The following is a 22,814-nucleotide window of genomic DNA, read 5'->3' on the forward strand; positions in this document are numbered from 1 at the left end:
TACCTATTAGTTTACTGCGATACATGATGACCGTCTTAAACTATCTGATCTCTTGCCACTCAACTAAACCAAAATACTCAAGCATAATACCTAAATGATCAATGACCAGTCGTTGAGACTTACCAAAAAAACGTTTTACCAATAACACGCTAAACAGCCCAAATGTCAGACCACTGGCTTTTACCAAAATAGCCTTTATTGAGCGATTGACAAACATCTGATCAGCATAAAGCAGCAAACATAGCGATATCGCAACAAAGCACACACTTAGCAGTAATCTTAATAGCAATTTGGTTTTACTTAACGTTATTTCAACTCGCACAGACAGTATCTTCAGTTTAATCACTGATTATAAAGCACATTTTTTCAGCCAAAATCGCCCCGCACAGTAGGTCATTAAACAAGTTAATATCGATACGGCAAAAATACTATTCAAGATGATAAACAGTAGCCCAATAAAATGACGATAGCGCTCAAATTCACCATAAGGCTGATTAATCATAAAGTAGTATTGGATGCCATAAATTATAATGAATGAAATCACAATCGAAAGTAATAATTGTGACAATAGCAGCCAAGTTGCCAATTTTAATGCCGTTTTACCACTAATCTTATCTGCCTTAATACCTTTTTGCTTAATATACATCACCAGTAAAATAGCGGTCATAATAGCCGATAAATAAAATGAAAAATTTTGGAATTCAGGTAACTCAACATGACCAAAATAAATATAAACCGCAATAAATAAGTAACGTTGTAAAATAAAATTGATTGCCAAATAACCGACTACAAAATAAATCGTTTGTACTGTTGTAATAACACAATGATCGGTTAGCTCTGCGCGGCATACTTCTTCTTGCCAATGTAAACAGTGTTTAACCAAATAGGTCATAACCTGTACAGTTGCAAAAATAATGACCAGCTCGCCTAGGCGACTGACCATTGGGTACCAAAACAAGAATATTTGGTAGCTTTTCTCCGTATTAATATCTAATGTATCGATAAATAAGTCCGTCACATATACATCAAGCCAATACGTTAACAGCAAAGCAACTCCAACCGTGATAATGACTAAAACAATATTACGTACATTAATCCAATAGATGCGAATTTGGTGTAAACGCATCGACATACAAAGCATCACAAATAAGCTGACTCCTAAAATTCTCATAAAGTCGGGCGAATAGTGATAGTAAATCTGTTGCGCACTGAGTTCGTTAATTTTCATCACCAATTGAATAAATAATAAGCAGAAACTGACTATAAAACTAATCACTGGTAGTCTAAAAAAAGCTGTTATATTCATATATCCTCTTCACAATCATTTGATTTACCGTGTTTTTTACTCACATAACTATCAAAACTAAACATACATAATGCTAGCCAAATAACACCAAATGTCACCAGTTTTTCAATCACAATCGGCTCATTAAAATAGAATATGGCTAATAAAAAAACCAATGTTGGCGACATGTACTGCAAGAACCCAATGGTTGAATAAGGTAAATGTTTGGCTGCCAAATTGAATAAAATCAGTGGTACTAATGTAAGTGGACCCGCTAAGATACATAACCAAATCAACTGGCTCGACCAAAAATAAGTCGTTAGCGTCATTGCAGTAGGATTAAACCATAACCACAGTAATGACACTGGCACCAATGTCCAGGTTTCAACCGCCATACCCGGTAGCACTTTAATGGGTACCACTTTTCGAATAATACCATAAAGTGCAAAAGAAAAAGCCAGTACCAGCGAAATCCACGGCAATTGCCCCATCAGTAAAATTTGAATCAAAACGCCAATAAACGCCAAACCAACCGCACACCACTGTAATTTACGCATACGCTCTTTTAAAACAAAGGTGCCTAATAAGACCGATAACAACGGATTAATATAATAGCCTAGACTAGCTTCAAGCATATAATGATGATTGATTGCCCACACATACAACAACCAGTTAGCCGATAGCATTAATCCAGTAAAAAACAGAATGAATAGGTATTTAGGCTGTTTAAAGAGTGGTTTCCACCACTGGCGTTCTTTATAAAAAAAGATAAAAATAGCACAGAAAAATGCTGACCAAATAATACGATGAACAATAATTTCACTGGCAGGTAAACTTGCAATACTCTTAAAGTAAACGGGCGATAGTCCCCAAATTAAATAAGCAATGATAGCCAGTAGAAATGCTTTAGACTGCAACATAATAACCCTTAATTAGCAGCAACCAACAAGATAAAACCGCTAATTCTAGTCTTTTCAATGGCTAAAAGCTACGATTAAGCGATAAAATCATGAAATTATTGCTGTAATTTTTCCAGTAAAAAATCGATTAAACATTGCGTTCTCAGTGGCACTAACTTTCGACTAGGGTAAACAGCATAAACGTTATAATCACTGACTTTATAATCGGGTAACACGTCAACTAAGTGTCCTTGCTTTAGATCCTCGCCAATAATAAAATCAGGTTGTAACGAGATGCCGCCATCTTGTAGCATCAACATTCGGCACGTATCACCATTATTGCAATAAACTTTAGCCCTTAATTGCACGGGATACAAGGCCTTATTTTGCTCAAATTGCCACACTTCATTTTTTGCCCAATGACTATATAAAATAATATCGTGATTTTGCAGCTCATGTGGGTGAGTCGGCTGACCATATTTGTATAAATAACCCGGTGAGGCCGCAGCGATAATACGGGTTGATGTTAATTTACGAGCAACTAATGAGGAATTTTCTAGCTGACCGATACGCACCGCTAAATCGTACCCTTCTTCAAGTAAATTCACCACCCGATCTGATAAGGTAATATCGAGTACAACATTAGGATATTTATTTCGAAATTGCTGCCATAACGGAGCGAGTATTAATATGCCAAAACTAACTGGTACATTAATGCGTAGTAATCCAACTGGATCAACTAACTCAGCATGCATCATCGCCTCAGCCTCAGTTACTGATGCAATAATACTTTTGGCTTGCAGATAAAAATTTTGCCCTTCATAAGTTAATGCTATCGTGCGCGTAGTTCGTTGCAATAATCGTACACGAAGTCGTTCTTCTAATGACGTAAGATAACGAGAAACCGCCTGTTTTGATAACTTTAATTTAATTGCAGCCCCAACTAAACTGCCTTCATCAACAATCGTGATAAAAATACTCATCTCGAGTAATTTATTTGACTTATCCATTATTGTTCCATTTTTTGAGACAATTTATCTTATTTTAGCCTATTTATCTCATGAATGTAACACTTTATAATTACTACATCATTTAAACCAGTAACACATTACGATTAGGTCATGACTTACTTTGGAGCTAATTATGCCCGCTAAACTTCCGGTGATATTTATTACGCATGGTTCCCCAATGCTCGCGGTGGAACCGGGTCAAACTGGCCCATTACTGACTGAATTAGGCCAGCAACTTAAACAGCATGATATTCATGCCATTATGGTTATCTCAGCGCATTGGCTTAGTCGTGGGCAAGCGAGAATCACGGCAAGCGAGCATTTAACCACGATTCATGATTTTGGCGGATTTCCGGATCAATTGTACCAATTACAATATCCAGCACATGGTGCGCCTGAGATTGCAAAGCAGATCCAACAAACGTTGCAACATTCAGGTTTAAATGTTGCACTTGATGAGATGCGAGGACTGGATCATGGCGCGTGGATTCCGTTGCAATATTTGTTTCCAGATGCGGATATTGCGGTCACGGCGTTATCGATGCCATGGCCAATGGATGCTAAAGCAGCCATTACGTTTGGTCAGTCATTAAAAGATCTACGTAATCAGGGAATTTTAATTATTGCCTCTGGCAGTATGACGCATAATTTATATGACATCGGTTACGACAATAATATTGAAGCTAGCTATATTAGCCCTTTTATTAATTGGGTTCGCCATACAATAACACATCATGATCTGACCGCTATGGCCAATTACCGCAAGTTAGCACCTTATGCTCAGCAAGCTCATCCAACTGATGAGCATTTTTTACCGTTACTCATTGCCTTAGCCTGTAGTGATAATGATGAACCTATAACCGAGCTTGATGCGGGCATCACTTATCAAGCTTTATCGATGAACAACTATATTTTTGGTCAATATTAAGGATAACAAGATGAAAGAGTATCAAATTGATTTAGCCGCTTTAACTTTACGTGCCGCGTTAGGGATAATGTTTTTAGCTCATGGTTTTACCAAATTATTGGTGTTTACTCCAGCCGGAACTGCCGCTTATTTTGAGTCGCTTGGTTTCCCTGCGGTGATGGCATACTTGACAATTTTATTTGAAATTGGTGGTGGACTATTGTTACTACTCGGTATTTTTACCCAACTTATTGCGATGTTGACCGTGATTCAAATGATTGTGATTAGTTATATTCACGCTGATAATGGCTGGTCATTTAGTAATACAGGTGGCGGATGGGAATATCCAGCGTTTATGGCATTAACTGCCCTTGCATTAGTATTGTTAGGAAATGGACGCTTTAGTATTTTAAAATTAATTCATAAATAATGTCGCGGGGCTATCATTAGCCCCGTAAATTTGAGGCTAACGCATGATCAAAGCGCGGGTAGAATTTGAGGAACAAACAACGCTATTGTCCTTCACTGATGGGCGAGTTCTCAGTATGAATATCGGTTATCAAACACTCATTGAGCACGATTTTAACCAACGTTTTCCAACCCCTTATACGACCGAGCTTGCAATAACCACGATTGAAGATGAAATTGCGCGAGCGATCGCCAATTGGCAGCCAGGCCAAGTACTGGTAACCCATAATAAGCACATTGGTGAGATGATAACGCATTTTAAGCTTGGTAATTTGTATACCAACAGGATAACAACAGAGCAAGTAGAACATTTATTTAACCGTTTTGTGGGCGCAATGTCGGGGGCACCATGGCAATCAACTCATTTACCAGAATCGATAGAATTTATTGCGATATTAGTGATAGTACGAGAATTACTCCATCATTTGGGTATTGAGGGGATTGAACTGATTTAAAAATCAAATAACTAGACGTTATTTGATTTTTAAATAGGAGAGCTAATGATTACTCTTCACCAAATCCAGTTGCAAAAAGTTCACGAATTTCAGCAATAGCAGCTTGCTCATCTTCGCCATCACATATAATTTCAACAGTTGAACCGCCTTTTACGCCAGCGCCAAGTAAAGCCATCATGCTTTTCATTTTGATTGTTTTTTCATTGTAAACAAGTTCAATAGTACTTTTGTAACGACCCGCTAATTTTACTAAAGTTGTCACAGGACGTGCATGAAGACCAGTACTATTTTTTACTACCATTTGCTCTTTTAACATAATTAAGGTCCTTATTTTACTTAACTAAAATTCAATTACTCATTCATAAAATAACCTATTTTTACCTATTTATTGAGATTCGTCCAGAATAAAAACACAACTTATCACTTTCTTACTCTTTTACACACCGAAACTTTACCAAATTAGTCAAATATTTATAGGCTAATGACGAGTAATAAATTGTTCGATTACATCAAGAAATAATTCACCATACTTTTCTAATTTTATTTTACCTACACCAGTGATACCAAGCAATTCTCGCTTATTTTCTGGCTGAACTTGCACCATTTCAAGCAACGATTCATCACTAAAAATAATATATGGCGCTACATCATCCATTTCTGCAATCTCTTTTCTCAAACGCTTGAGATCATTAAATAATTTTCGTTCCTCATACGATAAAATCGTCGATTGGCTAATCGCTCTAGCATATCGATTTTGCCGACTTTTTTTCACGAGCTCTAAACGCGGTTTCACCAGTGATAGTGGGATTTCGCCGCGCAATACAGCCCGAGCTTCTTCAGCAAGATAAAGGGTTGAAAAGGTCGTCGAAAAATTTTGCTTTAAATAGCCTAAATGGATCAATTGACGAATCAGACTTATCCAGTAATCCGATGATTGTTCTTTACCAATGCCGTAAACCGACAATTTATCGTGGCCATTTTCTTTAATTAGTGCTCGCTGCGATCCGCGCAATACATCAACAACATATTGTGTGCCATAACGCTGATCAACGCGATAAACACACGATAAGATTTTTTGTGCATCAAGCAAGCCATCATACTGCTCTAATGGATATAAACAAATATCGCAGTTATTACACTTTTCATGACGATGCTCACCAAAATAATTAAGTAATACGATACGCCGGCAGGTTTGCGATTGGGTAAAAGCGATCATTTCATTGAGTTTATGCAGCTCAATCGACTTATGAAATCCAGCCTCTTTTTCATCAATGACTTTTTGATACCAATTAAAATCACTGGAATTGGACAATAATAATGCTTCAGCCGGTAAGCTATCTCGCCCAGCTCGGCCGGTTTCTTGATAATATGCTTCAATGGTTCTTGGCACGTTGGCATGTATCACAAACCGCACATTAGGTTTGTTAATGCCCATACCAAATGCTACTGTTGCGACCATAATTGGCACATCATCTTTTAAAAATCGCTCTTGGGCATTAGCTCGCTCTTGAGCTGATAAACCAGCGTGATAGGCGACCACTGAATATCCTCTCTGAGTCAAACGCAGCGCCATATCATCCACTTTAGCTCGGCTTGAACAATAAATAATGCCACAATTACCGGTTTGATTACGTAAAAAAGAGGATATTTGCTCCAAAGGATTAAAGCGTTCCACGACAGTATAGCGAATATTGGGACGATCGAAGCTGCTTAGATAGGTTTGTGGCTGAGTTAAATTTAGCCGCTCAATAATATCTTGCCGCGTCATTTCATCTGCTGTTGCTGTTAATGCAATAATGGCAATGGTTGGAAATCGAGCTTTAAGCTGACCAATTTGTAAATATTCCGGCCGAAAATCATGACCCCACTGTGAAATGCAGTGCGCTTCATCAATCGCAATTAAGGCGGGCGGAATAGCGTCAATCATCGCGGAAAAAGCACCGGTTGCCAAGCGTTCAGGTGCAATGTATAACAGTTTAATTTCACCTTGTTTATACTGCTTCATCACCATTTGCTGCTCTTGTGGTGATTGTGAACCATTTAAGCACGCTGCTTTTATGCCATAAGCGAGCAACTGATCAACTTGATCCTTCATTAACGCAATGAGTGGGGAGATGACAAGGGTCGTGCCCGCTAGCAATAAAGCGGGAATTTGGTAACAGAGTGACTTCCCCCCTCCGGTTGGAATAATCACCAAATTGTCGTGGCCTGCCATCACCGATTCAATGATTTGCTGCTGCTGATTACGAAAGATTTTATAACCAAAAATTTGATGAAGCGCTTCGCTTGCCTGTTGTGCTATTGACATAATGGGTTTAATGATACTTTTTGTTGCAATAAGTTTGACACAATAATTAGCAGGCTGTGATATGGCTATTGGGTGCAACGTCAATTGGCACCACGCTATTTTATTTTTTGTAGAGATAAAACACAGGCTAACAAATTCGCTTTTACTGGCGATTAGTATACCTAAATTAGGCCAAATAAACTATATAAACCTTGTCACTGTGTAACAAAAATGGTGCAATTAGAATGTGTAGTCATAATCGAATCATTCGACTATGACTACACCAACGGATTAGTTGAAAACCGAAAAATGCTTCATTGAAAAGGCAATTCGCTCTTCAACGGTCTCTTTTTTATTGAGTCGTTTTAAATTAGCAATATGCGCTTCAACTATACTGGCACGTTTATGTAATCCAACATCATTGGCAATTTGAATATTGAGTCCCGGCCTTGCATTGAGCTCTAAAATTAACGGCCCTTTACTTTCATCGAGCACCAAATCCACACCAATATACCCTAAGTCGACTAATTCATAACAGCTGGTCGCTAAATGAATAAATTTATCCCATAGCGGTAATTGAATATTATTAACATGATTATCAGTATCAGGATGTCGGTTGATTTGTTCGTTGAACCAAGAACCATTTAAGGTGATGCCCGTTGCCAAGTCGACGCCAACGCCAATTGCTCCTTGGTGCAAGTTTGCTTTACCATTAGATTGACGTGTCGGTAATCTCAACATTGCCATGATCGGATATCCCATCAGCACAATCACGCGCAAATCGGGTACCCCTTCATAGCTGATGCTTTTGAAAATCGGATCAGGTTTCACCCGATATTCAATGATCGCCTGATCACGCATGCCACCTAAAGAGTATAGACCGGTAATAATATTGGATAATTGATATTCCAGTTCACTATGTGGCAATAATCGACCCGAGACCGTTTTATAACGATCTTTACCATATCGATCAGCAATAACAATAATTCCGTCACCGCCCGAACCTTGAGCAGGTTTAATGACAAAATCACGGCGATCTTTAATAATCTGACTTAACTGCGAGATATCATGCTCTGTTGTAATAATACCATATAGCTCTGGCACACTAATACCGGCCTTAATCGCCCGCTCTTTGGTCAGAATTTTGTCATCAACTAATGGGTAATTGCGACGATTATTGTATTTAAGAATATAATCAGCATTACGTTGATTTATCCCCATCACGCCTTTTTCGTTAAGTTTTTTCCACGTTTTAATTAATGAGATCATAATTGTTACTCACTATTTCAACAATGCTTTGAAACGCAACAGTTCAAGCAATCGGTAGCCGCGATAACGCCCCATCGCCAACATAAATGCCACCAAAATCAACAAAATTGCCGGGAAAGTAAATACAAGATAAATCAATGGCTGATATCCCATTACTGTATAGGCAATTGAAGCCGTAATTAACGTACCAATTGCGACTTTTAAGGCAAAATTAGCGCCACGCTCTTCCCAGGTAATCGATAAGCGTTCAATCGTCATCGTTAAAATTACCATTGGGAACAAGGAAATCGATAACCCTTTCTCAAATCCTAACTTGTGACTAAATAATCCGACAAAGATGATCAGCATCACAACAAATGTTAATACAATCGATAATCTTGGCAGCATCTGCAATTTTAAATGCTCTAAATAAGAACGGACTAATAAACCAAAAAAAACAATAATAGAGAAGAATATGATACCAAATGATAGACCCGTTTCCCTAAAGGCTAAGGCCACTAACACCGGCGTGAATGTCCCTAACGTATTAATACCAATGACATTACGTAATAACAGAATAATCAGAACGCCAAATGGAATCATTAGCATTATTTGGTAGGCTAATTGTGTTGAAATCGGCAGCGTATAGAATGAATATTCGGTTAAATTACTACCTTCTGCCGTTAGTTTAGCTAAATTAATGGCGGTCAGTTCGCTTTTATCCAGACTAAAGTTAACGCGTGCTTTTGAACCATTTTCAACGCTCACAATATCTCGACTACCAATCCACCATACAACTTGATCATCAGGTAACCCTACACTACCATTCAATGGATTGAAATAATACCAATTGCCATTGCTACCATTTGTACTACTATCTCTATTATCAATCGTTTTATTCGGTTCAATGTAGCTGCGAATCCAGAGCATCATATTTTGGTTAGTCGATTTACTCAGCTGCAAAGTATGTGCTTGTTGGATTGGAATATACGCTTGTGATAAAATTAGCTCAATTGCTTTTACTTTATTTTCTACTGAATTATTGTTGTTTAGCAGTAACTGTGCATCGCTATTATTAGGATCGTTAATTATGTTAATGGTTGTGGTAATAAATGTTGATACATTCGCTGATTTACTGCGGATCTCTTTAACTAAGCGATCAACGGCTTCTTTTTCTGGGCCAGCCACTTCAATTTGTGAACGCCATACTTCACCTTTGGCACTATTTTCGATTTCATCAGAAAAACGTTTGGTCAAATTTAATCGATAAAACAGTGTTTGTTGACCTGATACCGATCGAGCTGACCAAGTGACTAAGCGATTATAGGGCTGAACAGTGATATTTTGCCCGTAGCCACTTGCTAAAAACAACTCATTTGAAATCGCATAATCACCACCTTTTGGTGGGATATAAAATTCAATATTAACGGGTTTAGTGCCCTTAACTTCAAAATTAATTTTCGCATCAATCGTCCATAAATTATCCACTTCACTTTCCGTTAACGGCGTTTTTAGAACAAATATTTGATAACTAATAATTGCAATACCTAGTGCAAGGAATATTGCAATCATGATTTTTAGATGCAATGTCAAAGAACGCATAGTGTGATTTACCTGTTGTTGATATTTAAAGTTTGCATTTTGCTGCTGATTGGAATTTTAAACTTGGATCGACGATCGCTTGATATTCGACCAGAGCAGAACTTCCGAGTAACAGCGGGTAATTAAAGCGTGAACGGTCAGTCAAATTAACTTCAGTTGGGTAAATAATACCATTAAAACAGATATCTAGCATCACAACGGGGCGCCTAGAATGCAGATTATTTTCGCTTTCAACGACATCATCATTGCGTGTTTTAATTTTACTATGCCTAATCACTTCTTTTTCCATTACCGGTAAGTCTAAGGCTTTGACTTGCGGCTTAAATCTGACCCACTCCCGACCATTTTTCTTGAAAAAATGAATGTCAGTGGCCCCTAACGATGAGGTTAATGCCCCTGTATCTAATTTGGCTTTCACCTCAAGATTATCGATAGCGGGTATTTGAACTAATTCATAAAGACCGTAGATATTTTTTGCCTGTGCATTTACCATACCAAGTGCCAATAAAAAAAATCCCATAGAAAGAAAAGTACTTAAACGCATAACACCATTCCAAAATAAAGTAATGAATAATTCGAATATTATCCAGTTGCCAGTTGTATTGGCTAGTTATAAAAATTTTGTACTCGTAATACCCTTAAATATCACGGTAAAAAATCCTGCTATAATTTACACCTGTTTTGGCGATCATTCAAAACAATTATAGTAAAGTCAAGTTAGCTAATTTAATGACGAGCCATTTTATGCCTTCATTAACAAAAGCAATTTGTACCCGGCGATGTTCACCCTCACCATCTAAATGAATGATCGTACCTTCGCCAAAGCGTTTATGCATCACTTTTCGCCCCAATGTATAACCTTGGTTTTCAACTTGATGTTTTATAAACGACGCCTTACGCTCCTCAATAAAGGCTTGATCGGGCGCCTCATCGTCGAATTGATACGATTGTTTAGCTTGTGGTTTGGCGAGATTAGCACCAGCACGATAACTGAGATCTTGCAATAACCCTTCCGGAAGCTCTGACAAAAATCGTGACGGTAAATTGCGTTCTTCTTTACCATACAAGCGTCGAAGCTCGCTAAGCGTTAACGTTAAATTTTTGCGCGCTCGTGTGATGCCAACGTAAGCTAAGCGCCGTTCTTCTTCGAGTTTATGTTGATCAGTAATCGAGCGCTGAGCGGGGAACAATCCTTCTTCTAAACCAACAATAAACACGTGTTCAAATTCTAATCCTTTCGCTGAATGCAACGTCATGAGTTGCACACTATCGCTCTGCTTTTTAGTCTCTTTGCCTTCCAGTGAAGTATAAGCTAAAAAGGACTCTAATACGCTTAATGTTGAGCTATTTTCAAGATCAATTAACTCGTTTGATGGGTTTTCTTTGGTATAAGTTTGGTGAAATTGCTGCGCTGCGCTCACCAATTCATCTAAATTCTCAAGGCGAGACTGCCCTTTAATGCCAGCTTCTTGTTCATACATTTCATAGATACCGGAAACTTTAATAATCCGCTCAAGCTGCTGATAAAATGGTAGGGTATCAACCTCTTGGTGGATAGACTCAATTAATTCGATAAATCGCGCTAACCCCGAGCACTGCCTTGCCGCCATCGCTTTGGTATTAATCACTTGCCTAGTCGCTTGCCACATAGAAATGTGCTCTGTACGAGCAAATTGACGAATTTTACTCAGTGTAACCTCACCAATCCCGCGGGTTGGTGTATTGATAATTAACTCAAAAGCATTATCATTATTACTATCGTGTAATAAGCGTAAATAGGCCAAAGCAAGTTTAACCTCTTGCCGTTCATAGAAACGAATCGAGCCATAGATTTGATAAGGAATCGCCGATTGAAGTAAGGTGTCTTCTAATAACCGCGATTGTACATTATTACGATATAAAATCGCACAATCGCGATAATTATTGCCTTCTTCATGCAATTTTTTAATTTTACCAATGACAAAACGCGCTTCATCAATATCATTAAACGCCACATAAACCGCAATTTGCTCACCTTGATCACTCTCGGTCCACAGGTTTTTACCCAATCGCTGCTGATTGTGAGTAATGAGTTTATTGGCTACTGCCAAAATATTACCGGTCGAACGATAATTTTGTTCTAAGCGAATAATTTCAGTATCAGGATGATCATTAATAAACAGCTGTAAATTATCCGCATTAGCACCGCGCCAGCTATAAATTGACTGATCATCATCACCAACAATCATAATATTAGCGCTTTGACCGGCTAGCAGTTTAACCAATTCATATTGAATGTAGTTTGTGTCTTGAAACTCATCGACTAAAATATTCGTAAATCGTTGATGGCAATAGTCTAACACCTCAGTATCGCGAGCAAGTAACTCATAAGTTCTTAAAATAATCTCAGAGAAATCCACATAACCAACCCGGTCACAAATGGCTTGATAATCAGTATAAATTTTCTGCCACATGATTGATTTGGGATCGGTGAGCGCAATATCTTTTGCTCTTAATCCATTTTCTTTTTGTGTGGAAATAAAAGCGGCACACTCTTTAGATGACCACTGTTTTTCATCAATTTTACGCTCTTTAAAAATCCGTTTGATCAACCGATTTTGATCATCGCTATCAATTAACTGGAAATTCGTCGGTAGCCCAGCCTGCTTGGCAAAAATACGCAGCAAACGATGTGCTAAGCCGTGAAATGTGCCAACCCACATACCATTTAAATACGCTTCACCGATCAATGATTCAATTCGCTCCTGCATTTCTGCCGCGGCTTTATTGGTAAATGTCACTGCAAAAATTGAATTAGCCGCATAGCGTTTTTCTAAGCATAACCAAGCAATACGGTGCACCAGTACGCGAGTTTTACCGCTGCCAGCCCCTGCTAACACAAGAGTATGCTGACTATCCGTCATCACGGCGTTTTGTTGTTCTTGATTGAGTGTTGCTAATAAAGATTGTTTCATAGTGTTCACATTAATGATGATAGGCATCTTAGTAATTAAAGCAATCACCTTTAATTACTGTGTTTTTATACAGACATTATAACAAGTTATTTAATTCTGACAATTGATTGATTTCGATATGTGGTAATACTCTAGCTTGTGTGTGTTGATAAATATCCACCTTTGCAAGATTGATCCAGCAAGCTTGCATTCCCCCATTAATCGCACCTTGCACGTCCGCTTCCAGATGGTCACCAACATGCATAATATTGTCAGCGGCAATACCGAATTTGCTAGTGGCTAATTGGAACATATCCGGATAAGGTTTGGACAGACCATCTGCGCCACCTCGTAGCGAGAACTGAAAATAAGGAGCCAAACCAATTTTCTCAATATCGGCATTGCCATTAGTAATCACCGCCAATGGGTACTTTTCAGCTAGCCCAGCAAGCACGTCCAAAGATGCTTTTGGCACCACCACTTTATTGCGCCAGAAAACAAAATGATCCATTGCCTGATCGGTGATTTTTTCAACCATCGTACTGTCTTTAATACCATTTAAACGCAATAGCTGGCGAATAGACTCCGCTCGCCATGTAAAAACATCATGATAAATATCGGGCTGCTCGGTTAATATCCCCTGCTTGACTTGATTATATTGTGCCAGTTGTACGTTGTTAAGGCCATCAACTTGCGTAATCGCCGCCATCATTTGGTCAACCGCTTGAGCAAGATATGGGCCATTGTCATATAAGGTATCATCCAAATCAAAAGTCAACGCTTTAATCGGATTAAGTGATCGATAAACATGCATGATTATTTTCCTCTTTTGGCACGTGGATGGGCTGAATCATACACCTCAGCCAAATGACTAAAATCTAAATGAGTATAAACTTGAGTTGTGGATAAATCGGCATGGCCAAGCAACTCTTGCACGGCCCGTAAGTCACCACTTGATTCGAGTAAATGCGTCGCAAAGGAGTGGCGTAATTTGTGCGGATGGATATGCACGTTTAAGCCCTGTTTGACGCCCCACTGCTCAAAGCGTTTTTGCACATTACGGGGGGAGATCCGTTTGCCTAATTTCGAGATAAATAGCGCATCATCTTGTGGCTCTAAGAATGAACGTAACGATAACCAATGGCGTAACCACTTAATCGACTCTCGGCCTAATGGTAATTTGCGTTCTTTACTGCCTTTACCGACTACTCTAACTTCGCCATCAATCAAGTTTAAGGTTTTGCAATTTAAGCTAACTAATTCAGATAAACGTAGCCCTGAACCATACATTAATTCCAACATAGTACGATCCCGCACCGATAATGGATCGCTGTATTGAATATCCATGAGCTGATTTATATCATCAACATTAATATTTTTAGGTAAATGACGACCTTGTTTCGGGTTTTGCACGCCTTTAGCCGGATTAGCACTGAGGCGTTTTTGGGCAACCATCCAATTAAAGAAGCTACGTAAAGCGGAAAGACGCAGCGCAAGACTACTGGCATTTAATCCTTCGCGTTTACTTCGACCAATCAATAACCTTACCGCTGAAGTATCAACATTTTGCCAACACGAAATTTCTATAGTCTGGGCGAGTTTAATGAGAACATAAAGTTGACGACGATAATTAATTAGAGTATTGAGGCTCAATTGTCTTTCTGATTTTAGGTACAACAAAAACTGCTCAACCGGTTGAGTGAGTAATGGGCTATATTCGGTGTTATCGTTGTTTTCTAACAAAATGGGCCTTAACACATGTTGTGATTAATCATGTAAGTTGGTGCTCTTCCCTACTTTATCTATCGGCATAAAATAGGTATTGATTGTCGCATTATATACCAATTGCGATTTAATTAGAAATCTACCGTGACCATTAGCCAATCCGACCAAGATTGAGCGGCGGTAAATTATTATCACTCTGACTGCTCGGTTAAGTCTGGGGCTGCATTAATGTCAGTGTTATTGCCGGGCTGATTGTCTGCATCATCGAGAAGCTGTTTATCGGCATTAGGATTTGATGTAGCCTGCGAAATAGATTCAAACAATTCACTAATAAAACGCTTTGGAAAAAGTTTACTTTGGTTGTCACAGCCCATTTCTGAGCCTTTTTCACACGCTTGTTGAAAATATTGGTTGGCTAATTTTTTGTCTTTATCAATCCCTTCGCCATTATAATACATCGCACCTAAATTATTGAGCGAGTCAGCATCGCCCTGTTCTGCTGCTTTTTCATACCAATATTTTGCTAGCTGATAATCTTGTTTAATCTCGACCCCATCTTCATAAATCACAGCCAGATTAAATTGTGAATTACTGTTGCCTTGATTCGCTGATTGTTCATACCAGTACTTGGCTAACTGATAATCTGGTTTTATACCTAAGCCATTTTTATACATATAACCAAGATAATTTTGAGCATCGCTATCATTTTGATTGGCTGATTTATTATACCAAAACCAAGCATTTTTATAATTTTGCTCGATGCCTATACCTTTGTAATACATTTCACCTAGGAAAAATTGAGCATCACTGTCACCATTTCTAGCTGCTTTTTCAAACCAAAATAGCGCTTGTTGATAATCTGGTTTAAGTGCAGCGCCGGTGTAATAGATATGCGCTGCATTAAACTGTGCAATAGAAAATCCCTGCTGAGCGGAGGATAAATACCAATCAAGTGCTATTTGCTTGTTCTCATCTACACCATAGCCATTATCATACATTGTACCAAGATAATTTTGGGCATATTGATTACCTTGTTGAGCAGACAGCGTAAACCACTTGACTGCCTGTAAATAGTCTTGCTCGCTACCCAGCCCTTTATAATACATTTTTCCAAGCTCGTATTGCGCATCACTGTCCCCTTGCATAGCAGATTTTTCAAACCAGAATAATGCCTGTGAATAGTTTTGCTTGGTTCCCTCACCGTGAAAGTTCATGTAGGCAACATTATACTGCGCCGCGGCGTCACCTTGCTCTGCAGCTTGCGTGTACCAATTAAGGGCTCGCTTTTTGTTTTGTGTTACACCATAGCCATTTTCATACATAAAACCGAGATAATATTGCGCATACATATCATGCTGATCGGCTGACTTCTTAAACCAAACCACCGCCTGCTGATAGTTCTGCTCAGTCCCTAATCCTTTATAATACATCCGCCCAAGATTATATTGAGCATCGCTATCCCCTTGCTGGGCAGACTTTTCATACCAATATAACGCTTGTTGATAATTTCGCTCGGTGCCTTCACCGTTATAATTCATATTAGCAACATTATATTGTGCAGCAGAATGACCTTGCTGCGCTGCCAACTGATACCAATCTAACGCTTGCGCTTTATTTTCTGTAACTCCAAAACCATTATCATACATCACGCCAAGATAAAATTTTGCATGGCAGTTATCTTGCTTCGCTTCAATTTGGCAAGTTTTCAAGGCTGATTTATATTTTTTTTGATTAAATAACGTTTCACATTCATTCGCCAATACGCTGAGAGAATAAATTGAGAGTAGCAAGGTGAATAGTATTTTTTTCATTGTGTCGACTTTTATTTTTATTGTGAATAAAATCAGTATATTAACACTATTTATTGAGATTACAACCGAAGCTAATCAACGATAACCAAATTCTTGCTATGATAGCTAGGGTTTTCGCGTTATCCAGCGGCTGATCAAAAGTGGCACCATTTCACTAATTTTTTCTAGCAATAAGGTACCTTGGCCAGTTTGGTAGTGATAAGGATTACGACTCACAAACATTAATATACCTAAATCACCAAACTTTCCTAGTAAAGATAACGCGACCGAGCCGATATAAACATTTTCAGGGACCAGCAAATGCGACTCGGTTGAATTAAGCTGCCCCAAATATTGGGCAGTATATTGTAAATGACGCACACGGATAAATTCAAATTTATCTGCAGATAATGCCAAATGTTGATAACTTGATGGTGCACCAAGCTGCCATTTATCATCAAATAAATATAAATAAGCCCCTACTAATCCTAATGATTTGGCCCATATATTTAAACGTCCAACCATATCGTTCAAATTGTCTGCAGATAATAGTTGATTTTGTAATAACATTAATGACTCAAAGAGTTTTTCATTTGCACTAGCTTGTTCCATCAATAACGTAATCTCAGACTCTAATTGTTTAATTTTATTACGCTGACGAGCTAACTGCCATTCTGATAATGAGATCACTCCACGAATAGGATGAGGAATATGCATATTTTCAATTTGTTTGGCATTGCGCACAAAAAAACCAGGATTTTCAATTAAATATTGGCTCACTACCTCATCAGTAACTAACGCCTTTTTAGGCTTACTTGTTATTTTTTTTGTTTTTGCCGTGCTAGCCTTACCTTTAGTTGTCGAAGGCGAGTTTGAAATGAAATGATTATCTTGTGAAGTCATTTTTTCCCATCCCCTTATAACGAGATAAAACCATCATAAACATGCGTAGCGCTACCTGTCATAAATAACGGATTGCGATTACCTTGCCATTCAATTAGTAGCTCACCACCGGGTAATTTCACTTTCACCACGTCATCTAAAATGCCCTGACGAATGCCAACGGCTACCGCAGCACAAGCGCCAGTACCGCAAGCCATTGTTTCACCTGCTCCACGTTCAAATACCCTTAATCGAAGAGTATTTCGATCAAGAATTTGCATAAAGCCAATATTTGCCCGTTCTGGAAAACGTTCATGAGATTCAAGTATTGGACCTAAAACGCTCACTTGTGCCGTTTCCACGTTATCAACTTGCAATACACAATGTGGATTACCCATGGAAACTACACCACATAATACCGTCTGCTCTTTCACTCGCATAATATAGGTCTTTTCTTCTTTTATTGCTTTGAAGGGCACTTCGATAGGATCAAAGCATGGTGAACCCATATTGACTCTCACCGTTTCATTAGCATTCACGGTTAATACGATGATACCTTTTTGGGTGCTAACTTTTAAAACACGTTTTTTAGTTAACCCTTTCAATCGAACAAAACGGGCAAAGCAGCGAGCGCCATTACCGCACTGCTCAACTTCACTCCCATCAGCATTAAAGATACGATAGTGAAAATCAGTATCAGGGGAATAGGGGGGTTCGACGAGTAAAAGCTGATCGAAACCAACACCAGTATGTCTATCGGATAATCGCCGGATGGTATCTGGGGATAAATGAACATTTTGAGTAATGCTATCAACGACCATGAAATCATTGCCTAGCCCATGCATTTTGGAAAAATTCATCTTACTCTCACTTACTTATTTCATGCCGTATTCGGTTTAATCGATACATTATAGCAGTGAGTAAAGCGTGTGGCTATTAGTGTATCGGTTTTATCTGTCAAACAAGTGAATGGTAAGTAAATGAAATTAGTTAACGTAACGTATTATTAAGTTTAAAGATTTGACTTAGACTGAGTTATTATTACCGGATAATAATGGGTAACGATAAATCGATATGACCTAAGTGTATCAGACACTTAGGTCAGTAAAAATTAAACAATTTCACCTTGCCATAACATATCAAAGGATTCTCGCTGACGAATTAAACGATGGTCAGTATCATCAACCATCACTTCAGCGGGCCTTGGATGGCTATTATAGTTTGATGCCATACTAAAACCATAAGCTCCCGCGCTACACACAACCAATAAATCGTCTTGCTGCACCGCTAATTGTCGACCTTTACCTAAAAAATCACTCGATTCACAAATCGGACCAACCACATTATAAGCATAATTTGGTGCATCAGCCGATGGTTGCGTTTCTGGAATAATGCGCATCCAAGCTTCATATAGTGCCGGACGAATCAAATCATTCATCCCCGCATCAACAATAGCAAAATGATTATCATCTTGGTGTTTAATATATTCAACTTTGGTCACTAATAAACCAGCATTTGCAACAATGGAGCGACCCGGTTCAAATAATATTTCAATATCTTGATAATTATCTAATTTTTTTAACAATGCAGCAACTAAATCAGCTGACGTTGGTGGCACTTCATCATCATAACAAACACCAAGTCCACCACCAAAATCGATATGCTTAATGATAATGCCGTCAGATTTTAATTCATCAACTAACGCTAATATCCGATCAGCGGCATCTAAAAATGGCGATAATTCCGTAAGCTGCGAACCGATATGGCAATCGATGCCCATAATAGCGATATGCGATAACGTTGTTGCACGTTGATAAACCTGTCGAGCTAACTGATAACTGATGCCAAATTTGTTTTCACGCAGGCCGGTTGAAATATAAGGATGGGTTTTGGCATCCACATCAGGGTTAATGCGCAGTGAAATAGGAGCTATTTTGTTTAGACGTTTTGCAACATCTTGAATACGTAGCAGCTCAGCTTCTGATTCAACGTTAAAACATTTGATACCAACTTCTAACGCGCGTTCGATTTCTGACACCGATTTTGCTACCCCAGAAAATACCACTTTTTTCGGATCGGCTCCCGCTTTTAACACTCGTTCAAGCTCGCCTTGAGACACAATATCAAATCCAGAGCCAAGTTGTGCTAAGGTACTTAAAATGGCTAAATTGCTATTCGCTTTAATGGCATAGCAGATTAAATGTTTACGCCCTTTTAAAGCATCATTAAATTCAGTCCATTGCTTCTTGATATAATTTTCACTGTAGACATAAAGCGGCGTGCCATATCGCTTTGCTAAATCGGCAATCGATTGCTGGTGTACAAATAATTTGTCCTGTTGATAGTGTAAAAAATTCATTAGGCAACCCGATGATCTTGATATGAAGTAAAATTTAATGCAGTGGTATCATTTTTAGGCTCGTAAAGCGGCCCTTTTAGTCCACATGCAGTGAGTAAAAAACAGAACAGAACTAATGATAAGAACATTTTCATCATAATGGTATCTACTTAAATTATGCCTTGATAACACAATAATTTTAGCTAATTACAATTACCTTAGCACTCACTAAAATTATGTTCAGAATGTAATTGTGATAATGGCCAGTATATTACTATATTTCAGCACTTATTGGCTATTGCCGAGTGTGCAGAATACATAAATATTGATAAATATAAATTAATCATTAATTTATATTATATCCGTATTGTTAATAGTTGCTCTTGCCCTGTCATAACAACAAAACCGTCAAGCGTTATTTCGTATCATGACTGATAATCCCAAAATGACGATAAGAGTGCGGTGTTGCGATGCGACCTCTTGGCGTGCGTTGAATGTAGCCTTGTTGAATTAAAAATGGTTCTAACACATCCTCAATCGTTTCTCGCTCTTCCCCAATCGCTGCTGCTAAATTATCCAATCCAACAGGCCCCCCCATAAATTTTTCAATAATGGCAAGTAACAGCTTACGATCCATAAAATCAAATCCCTCGATATCCACATCTAACATATCAAGTGCCTGAATGGCAATCGCTGCATCAACAATACCATTCGATTTAACATCGGCAAAATCCCTGACTCGACGTAATAATCGATTAGCAATTCGTGGCGTACCGCGAGAACGTTTAGCAATATGGTGAGCACCTTCTGGCGAGAGATCCATGCCAAGATATTTTGCACTGCGGCTAACAATATATTCTAAATCCGCCACTTGGTAAAACTCCAAACGCTGAACAATGCCAAAACGATCGCGCAATGGCGAGGTTAATGATCCCGCCCGAGTTGTTGCACCAATTAAGGTAAATGGGGGTAAATCAATTTTGATAGAACGGGCAGCGGGCCCCTCTCCAATCATAATATCAAGTTGATAATCTTCCATTGCCGGATACAAAATCTCTTCAACAACAGGCGACAATCGATGGATTTCATCAATAAAAAGGACATCGTGCGGCTCAAGATTAGTTAACATCGCCGCTAAATCGCCGGCTTTTTCAAGCACTGGACCTGATGTGGTTCTAAGATTGACATTTAATTCGTTTGCCACAATGTTGGCTAAGGTAGTTTTACCAAGCCCTGGCGGACCAAAAATTAATAAATGATCTAGGGCATCACCGCGCTGCTTTGCCGCCTGAATAAAAATCTGCATCTGCTCACGGACATGAGGTTGGCCTATGTATTCCGTTAAATATTTTGGACGAATCGCCCGGTCAATAGGATCATCGTCTCTTTGTTCAGTCGGTGATATTAAGCGATCAGCTTCAATCATGGTTATTGCTCTTTAAATTAAATATCGTTATCAACAAGTTTGAAACCATTATAATGCTGACTTCAACGCTTCTTTTATCAGTGTTTCGCTATCCATCTCAGGTTTTATCACTTTACTGATTATTTTACTTGCTTCTTGTGGCTTATAACCTAGCGAAATTAATGCGGAAATAGCTTCACGCTCAATATTGTTTGCTAATTGCATCGATTTTACCGACTTATCTTCACAATCTTCAGGCACCGTTCGATTAAGCAGATCACCACCAAAGTGTTTAAAACGATCCTTCATCTCAACAATTAAACGTTCGGCAGTTTTTGTGCCCACACCCGGCAATTTAACTAAAGTTTTAATCTCGCCTTGTTCAACTGCGGCAACAAACTGAGTTGCAGACATACCAGATAAAATTGCTAATGCTAATTTTGGACCAACACCATTAACTTTAATTAATTCACGAAACAATAAGCGCTCTTGCTGATGATTAAAACCATAGAGTAATTGTGCGTCCTCTCTAACAACAAAATGTGTCAAAATAACCGCTTCTTGACCATTATCAGGTAAATCATATAAACATGTCATCGGCATTGACACTTCATATCCCACACCATTTACCTCAATTAAGACTTCTGGCGGCTGTTTTTCTATTATAATGCCTCGCAAACGACCAATCACCTTGTATCCCTTTTTATTATCATAAAATTTTGCTTAGTTTACCTGATGATAGTAAAAGAATAAAGAAAAACTGTATAAATACACAGCCATAGTTAAGGTCAGCAGGTTTTGAATTAAATGACCTAGCAGGTAATTAGCGAGACTGACAGACTATTACCGACCAGGTCTAAGATAAACAGTTGCAGGCTATCGTACGAAAGTGATTTTTTTAAATGTGCGTGACACCCTTAGCTGCGCGGTAAATAGAGCAAGGTACATTGCAAGTTCAGCCAGTTCTTCCATGATTTGCATCTGACCTTCACTAAAGCCGTTTACCCATGGTAACGACAAATGCATGTGCCCTTCTGAGGCAGTTGAAATCAGAGCTCCGATAGCCGCTAAAATAAATTCAACTAAAGGAAACTGTTTTTCACGCCATAGCATAGTAACGGTTCGATATTGCCGTTTCACAAAAAAGACTAGCACAATCGCCGCTAATAATGCCCATAACAGTGGGTGGATAATCGGTTTATACCAGAGTGACGAAGAAGGGTATGCGCCACCAGTTTCAGTATTCATTGTCGTTGGTGGATACAAGCAGGCTCCCCAACTGAGTTCTCGCCAAAACATGATAAACCAAATCACCATAATCATCGTCCAAAACCAGCGTAGATCGCAGCGTTTCTCGTAATAAAAGGCGTAAGTCGCCAAGGCAAAACCAACAAAGCAAACGGCTAGTTGAGTATTTTCAAATAAACCATTTTCCCATCCAAATTGCACAGGAAAAAACCATGCCATTGGATAAAGTAATACATAAATTAGCATGATAATTACCCTTAATAGGGTGATTCCCTGTTTATTAATCGTCATCAATCGCCTCTTATATTTATTGCGCTCAAAACAATTAATTT

23 protein-coding genes are annotated in these 22,814 nt (G+C 38.6%); 3 read left to right on the forward strand and 20 right to left on the reverse strand.

Annotated elements, in window-relative coordinates; all coding sequences use genetic code 11:
- Positions 1–40: 40 nt before the first annotated feature.
- From DES39_RS04430 to DES39_RS04445, 4 genes are all read right to left on the reverse strand, one after another.
- Complete coding sequence (locus DES39_RS04430; protein ID WP_121144529.1) at positions 41–322, reverse strand: hypothetical protein; 282 nt, start codon at positions 320–322, stop codon at positions 41–43.
- A gap of 27 nt (positions 323–349) precedes the next feature.
- On the reverse strand, positions 350–1,306 hold the full coding sequence (locus DES39_RS04435; protein ID WP_121144530.1) for a hypothetical protein: 957 nt from the start codon (positions 1,304–1,306) through the stop codon (positions 350–352).
- Positions 1,303–2,205 carry an EamA family transporter RarD gene (gene rarD / locus DES39_RS04440; RefSeq protein WP_121144531.1) on the reverse strand — a complete coding sequence of 301 codons (903 nt, stop codon included), beginning with the start codon at positions 2,203–2,205 and terminating at the stop codon, positions 1,303–1,305. The genes DES39_RS04435 and rarD overlap by 4 nt, the downstream gene beginning before the upstream one ends.
- Before the next feature lie 95 nt (positions 2,206–2,300).
- Positions 2,301–3,194 (reverse strand): LysR family transcriptional regulator, encoded by an 894-nt coding sequence (locus tag DES39_RS04445; protein WP_121144532.1) that lies wholly within the window; start codon positions 3,192–3,194, stop codon positions 2,301–2,303.
- Between the two features lie 133 nt (positions 3,195–3,327).
- Between DES39_RS04445 and DES39_RS04450 the strand changes: the two genes are divergently transcribed.
- Genes DES39_RS04450 through DES39_RS04460 form a run of 3 tightly spaced genes read left to right on the forward strand, consistent with a single transcriptional unit; the run spans position 3,328 to position 5,024 of the window.
- On the forward strand, positions 3,328–4,122 hold the full coding sequence (locus tag DES39_RS04450; protein WP_121144533.1) for a dioxygenase family protein: 795 nt from the start codon (positions 3,328–3,330) through the stop codon (positions 4,120–4,122).
- Between the two features lie 10 nt (positions 4,123–4,132).
- Positions 4,133–4,531, forward strand: a complete 399-nt coding sequence (locus DES39_RS04455; protein WP_121144534.1) for a DoxX family protein — start codon at positions 4,133–4,135, stop codon at positions 4,529–4,531.
- A 43-nt stretch (positions 4,532–4,574) separates the two neighbouring features.
- On the forward strand, positions 4,575–5,024 hold the full coding sequence (locus DES39_RS04460; RefSeq protein WP_121144535.1) for a hypothetical protein: 450 nt from the start codon (positions 4,575–4,577) through the stop codon (positions 5,022–5,024).
- A gap of 49 nt (positions 5,025–5,073) precedes the next feature.
- Here the strand turns inward: DES39_RS04460 and DES39_RS04465 are convergent, their stop codons facing one another.
- The 16 genes from DES39_RS04465 to DES39_RS04540 all read right to left on the reverse strand — a co-directional run bounded on the left by DES39_RS04465 (position 5,074) and on the right by DES39_RS04540 (position 22,773).
- Entirely contained in the window at positions 5,074–5,340 is a 267-nt protein-coding gene (locus DES39_RS04465; protein WP_121144536.1) for an HPr family phosphocarrier protein, read from the reverse strand.
- A gap of 162 nt (positions 5,341–5,502) precedes the next feature.
- Positions 5,503–7,332, reverse strand: a complete 1,830-nt coding sequence (recQ, locus tag DES39_RS04470; RefSeq protein ID WP_121144791.1) for a DNA helicase RecQ — start codon at positions 7,330–7,332, stop codon at positions 5,503–5,505.
- Between the two features lie 270 nt (positions 7,333–7,602).
- Complete coding sequence (locus tag DES39_RS04475) at positions 7,603–8,580, reverse strand: alpha-L-glutamate ligase-like protein (RefSeq protein WP_121144537.1); 978 nt, start codon at positions 8,578–8,580, stop codon at positions 7,603–7,605.
- A 12-nt stretch (positions 8,581–8,592) separates the two neighbouring features.
- Complete coding sequence (locus DES39_RS04480; protein ID WP_121144538.1) at positions 8,593–10,161, reverse strand: UUP1 family membrane protein; 1,569 nt, start codon at positions 10,159–10,161, stop codon at positions 8,593–8,595.
- A 25-nt stretch (positions 10,162–10,186) separates the two neighbouring features.
- Positions 10,187–10,705, reverse strand: a complete 519-nt coding sequence (locus tag DES39_RS04485; protein ID WP_121144539.1) for an ATP-dependent zinc protease family protein — start codon at positions 10,703–10,705, stop codon at positions 10,187–10,189.
- 157 nt (positions 10,706–10,862) lie between these two features.
- Complete coding sequence (gene uvrD, locus DES39_RS04490; RefSeq protein ID WP_121144540.1) at positions 10,863–13,115, reverse strand: DNA helicase II; 2,253 nt, start codon at positions 13,113–13,115, stop codon at positions 10,863–10,865.
- Between the two features lie 76 nt (positions 13,116–13,191).
- Positions 13,192–13,908, reverse strand: coding sequence for a 5-amino-6-(5-phospho-D-ribitylamino)uracil phosphatase YigB (gene yigB / locus DES39_RS04495; protein WP_121144541.1), 717 nt, complete (start codon positions 13,906–13,908; stop codon positions 13,192–13,194).
- Positions 13,909–13,910: 2 nt separating this feature from the next.
- A complete protein-coding gene (gene xerC / locus DES39_RS04500) occupies positions 13,911–14,837 on the reverse strand; it encodes a tyrosine recombinase XerC (protein ID WP_121144542.1) in 927 nt (308 codons plus the stop codon).
- Positions 14,838–15,010: 173 nt separating this feature from the next.
- Positions 15,011–16,630 (reverse strand): tetratricopeptide repeat protein, encoded by a 1,620-nt coding sequence (locus DES39_RS04505; protein WP_121144543.1) that lies wholly within the window; start codon positions 16,628–16,630, stop codon positions 15,011–15,013.
- A gap of 105 nt (positions 16,631–16,735) precedes the next feature.
- A complete protein-coding gene (locus tag DES39_RS04510; RefSeq protein ID WP_342773782.1) occupies positions 16,736–17,431 on the reverse strand; it encodes a DUF484 domain-containing protein in 696 nt (231 codons plus the stop codon).
- A 95-nt stretch (positions 17,432–17,526) separates the two neighbouring features.
- Positions 17,527–18,351, reverse strand: coding sequence for a diaminopimelate epimerase (gene dapF / locus DES39_RS04515; protein WP_121144545.1), 825 nt, complete (start codon positions 18,349–18,351; stop codon positions 17,527–17,529).
- A gap of 251 nt (positions 18,352–18,602) precedes the next feature.
- Complete coding sequence (gene lysA / locus DES39_RS04520) at positions 18,603–19,850, reverse strand: diaminopimelate decarboxylase (protein WP_121144546.1); 1,248 nt, start codon at positions 19,848–19,850, stop codon at positions 18,603–18,605.
- Entirely contained in the window at positions 19,850–19,987 is a 138-nt protein-coding gene (gene lptM / locus DES39_RS04525) for an LPS translocon maturation chaperone LptM (RefSeq protein WP_211324616.1), read from the reverse strand. Before lptM ends, lysA begins: the two co-directional genes overlap by 1 nt.
- Before the next feature lie 257 nt (positions 19,988–20,244).
- Positions 20,245–21,255, reverse strand: coding sequence for a Holliday junction branch migration DNA helicase RuvB (gene ruvB, locus DES39_RS04530; protein ID WP_121144548.1), 1,011 nt, complete (start codon positions 21,253–21,255; stop codon positions 20,245–20,247).
- Between the two features lie 48 nt (positions 21,256–21,303).
- Entirely contained in the window at positions 21,304–21,924 is a 621-nt protein-coding gene (gene ruvA / locus DES39_RS04535; protein WP_121144549.1) for a Holliday junction branch migration protein RuvA, read from the reverse strand.
- A 186-nt stretch (positions 21,925–22,110) separates the two neighbouring features.
- Positions 22,111–22,773 carry a hypothetical protein gene (locus DES39_RS04540; RefSeq protein WP_121144550.1) on the reverse strand — a complete coding sequence of 221 codons (663 nt, stop codon included), beginning with the start codon at positions 22,771–22,773 and terminating at the stop codon, positions 22,111–22,113.
- Positions 22,774–22,814: the final 41 nt, after the last annotated feature.

The sequence above is a fragment of the Orbus hercynius genome, from assembly GCF_003634275.1.
Taxonomy (GTDB): domain Bacteria; phylum Pseudomonadota; class Gammaproteobacteria; order Enterobacterales; family Orbaceae; genus Orbus; species Orbus hercynius.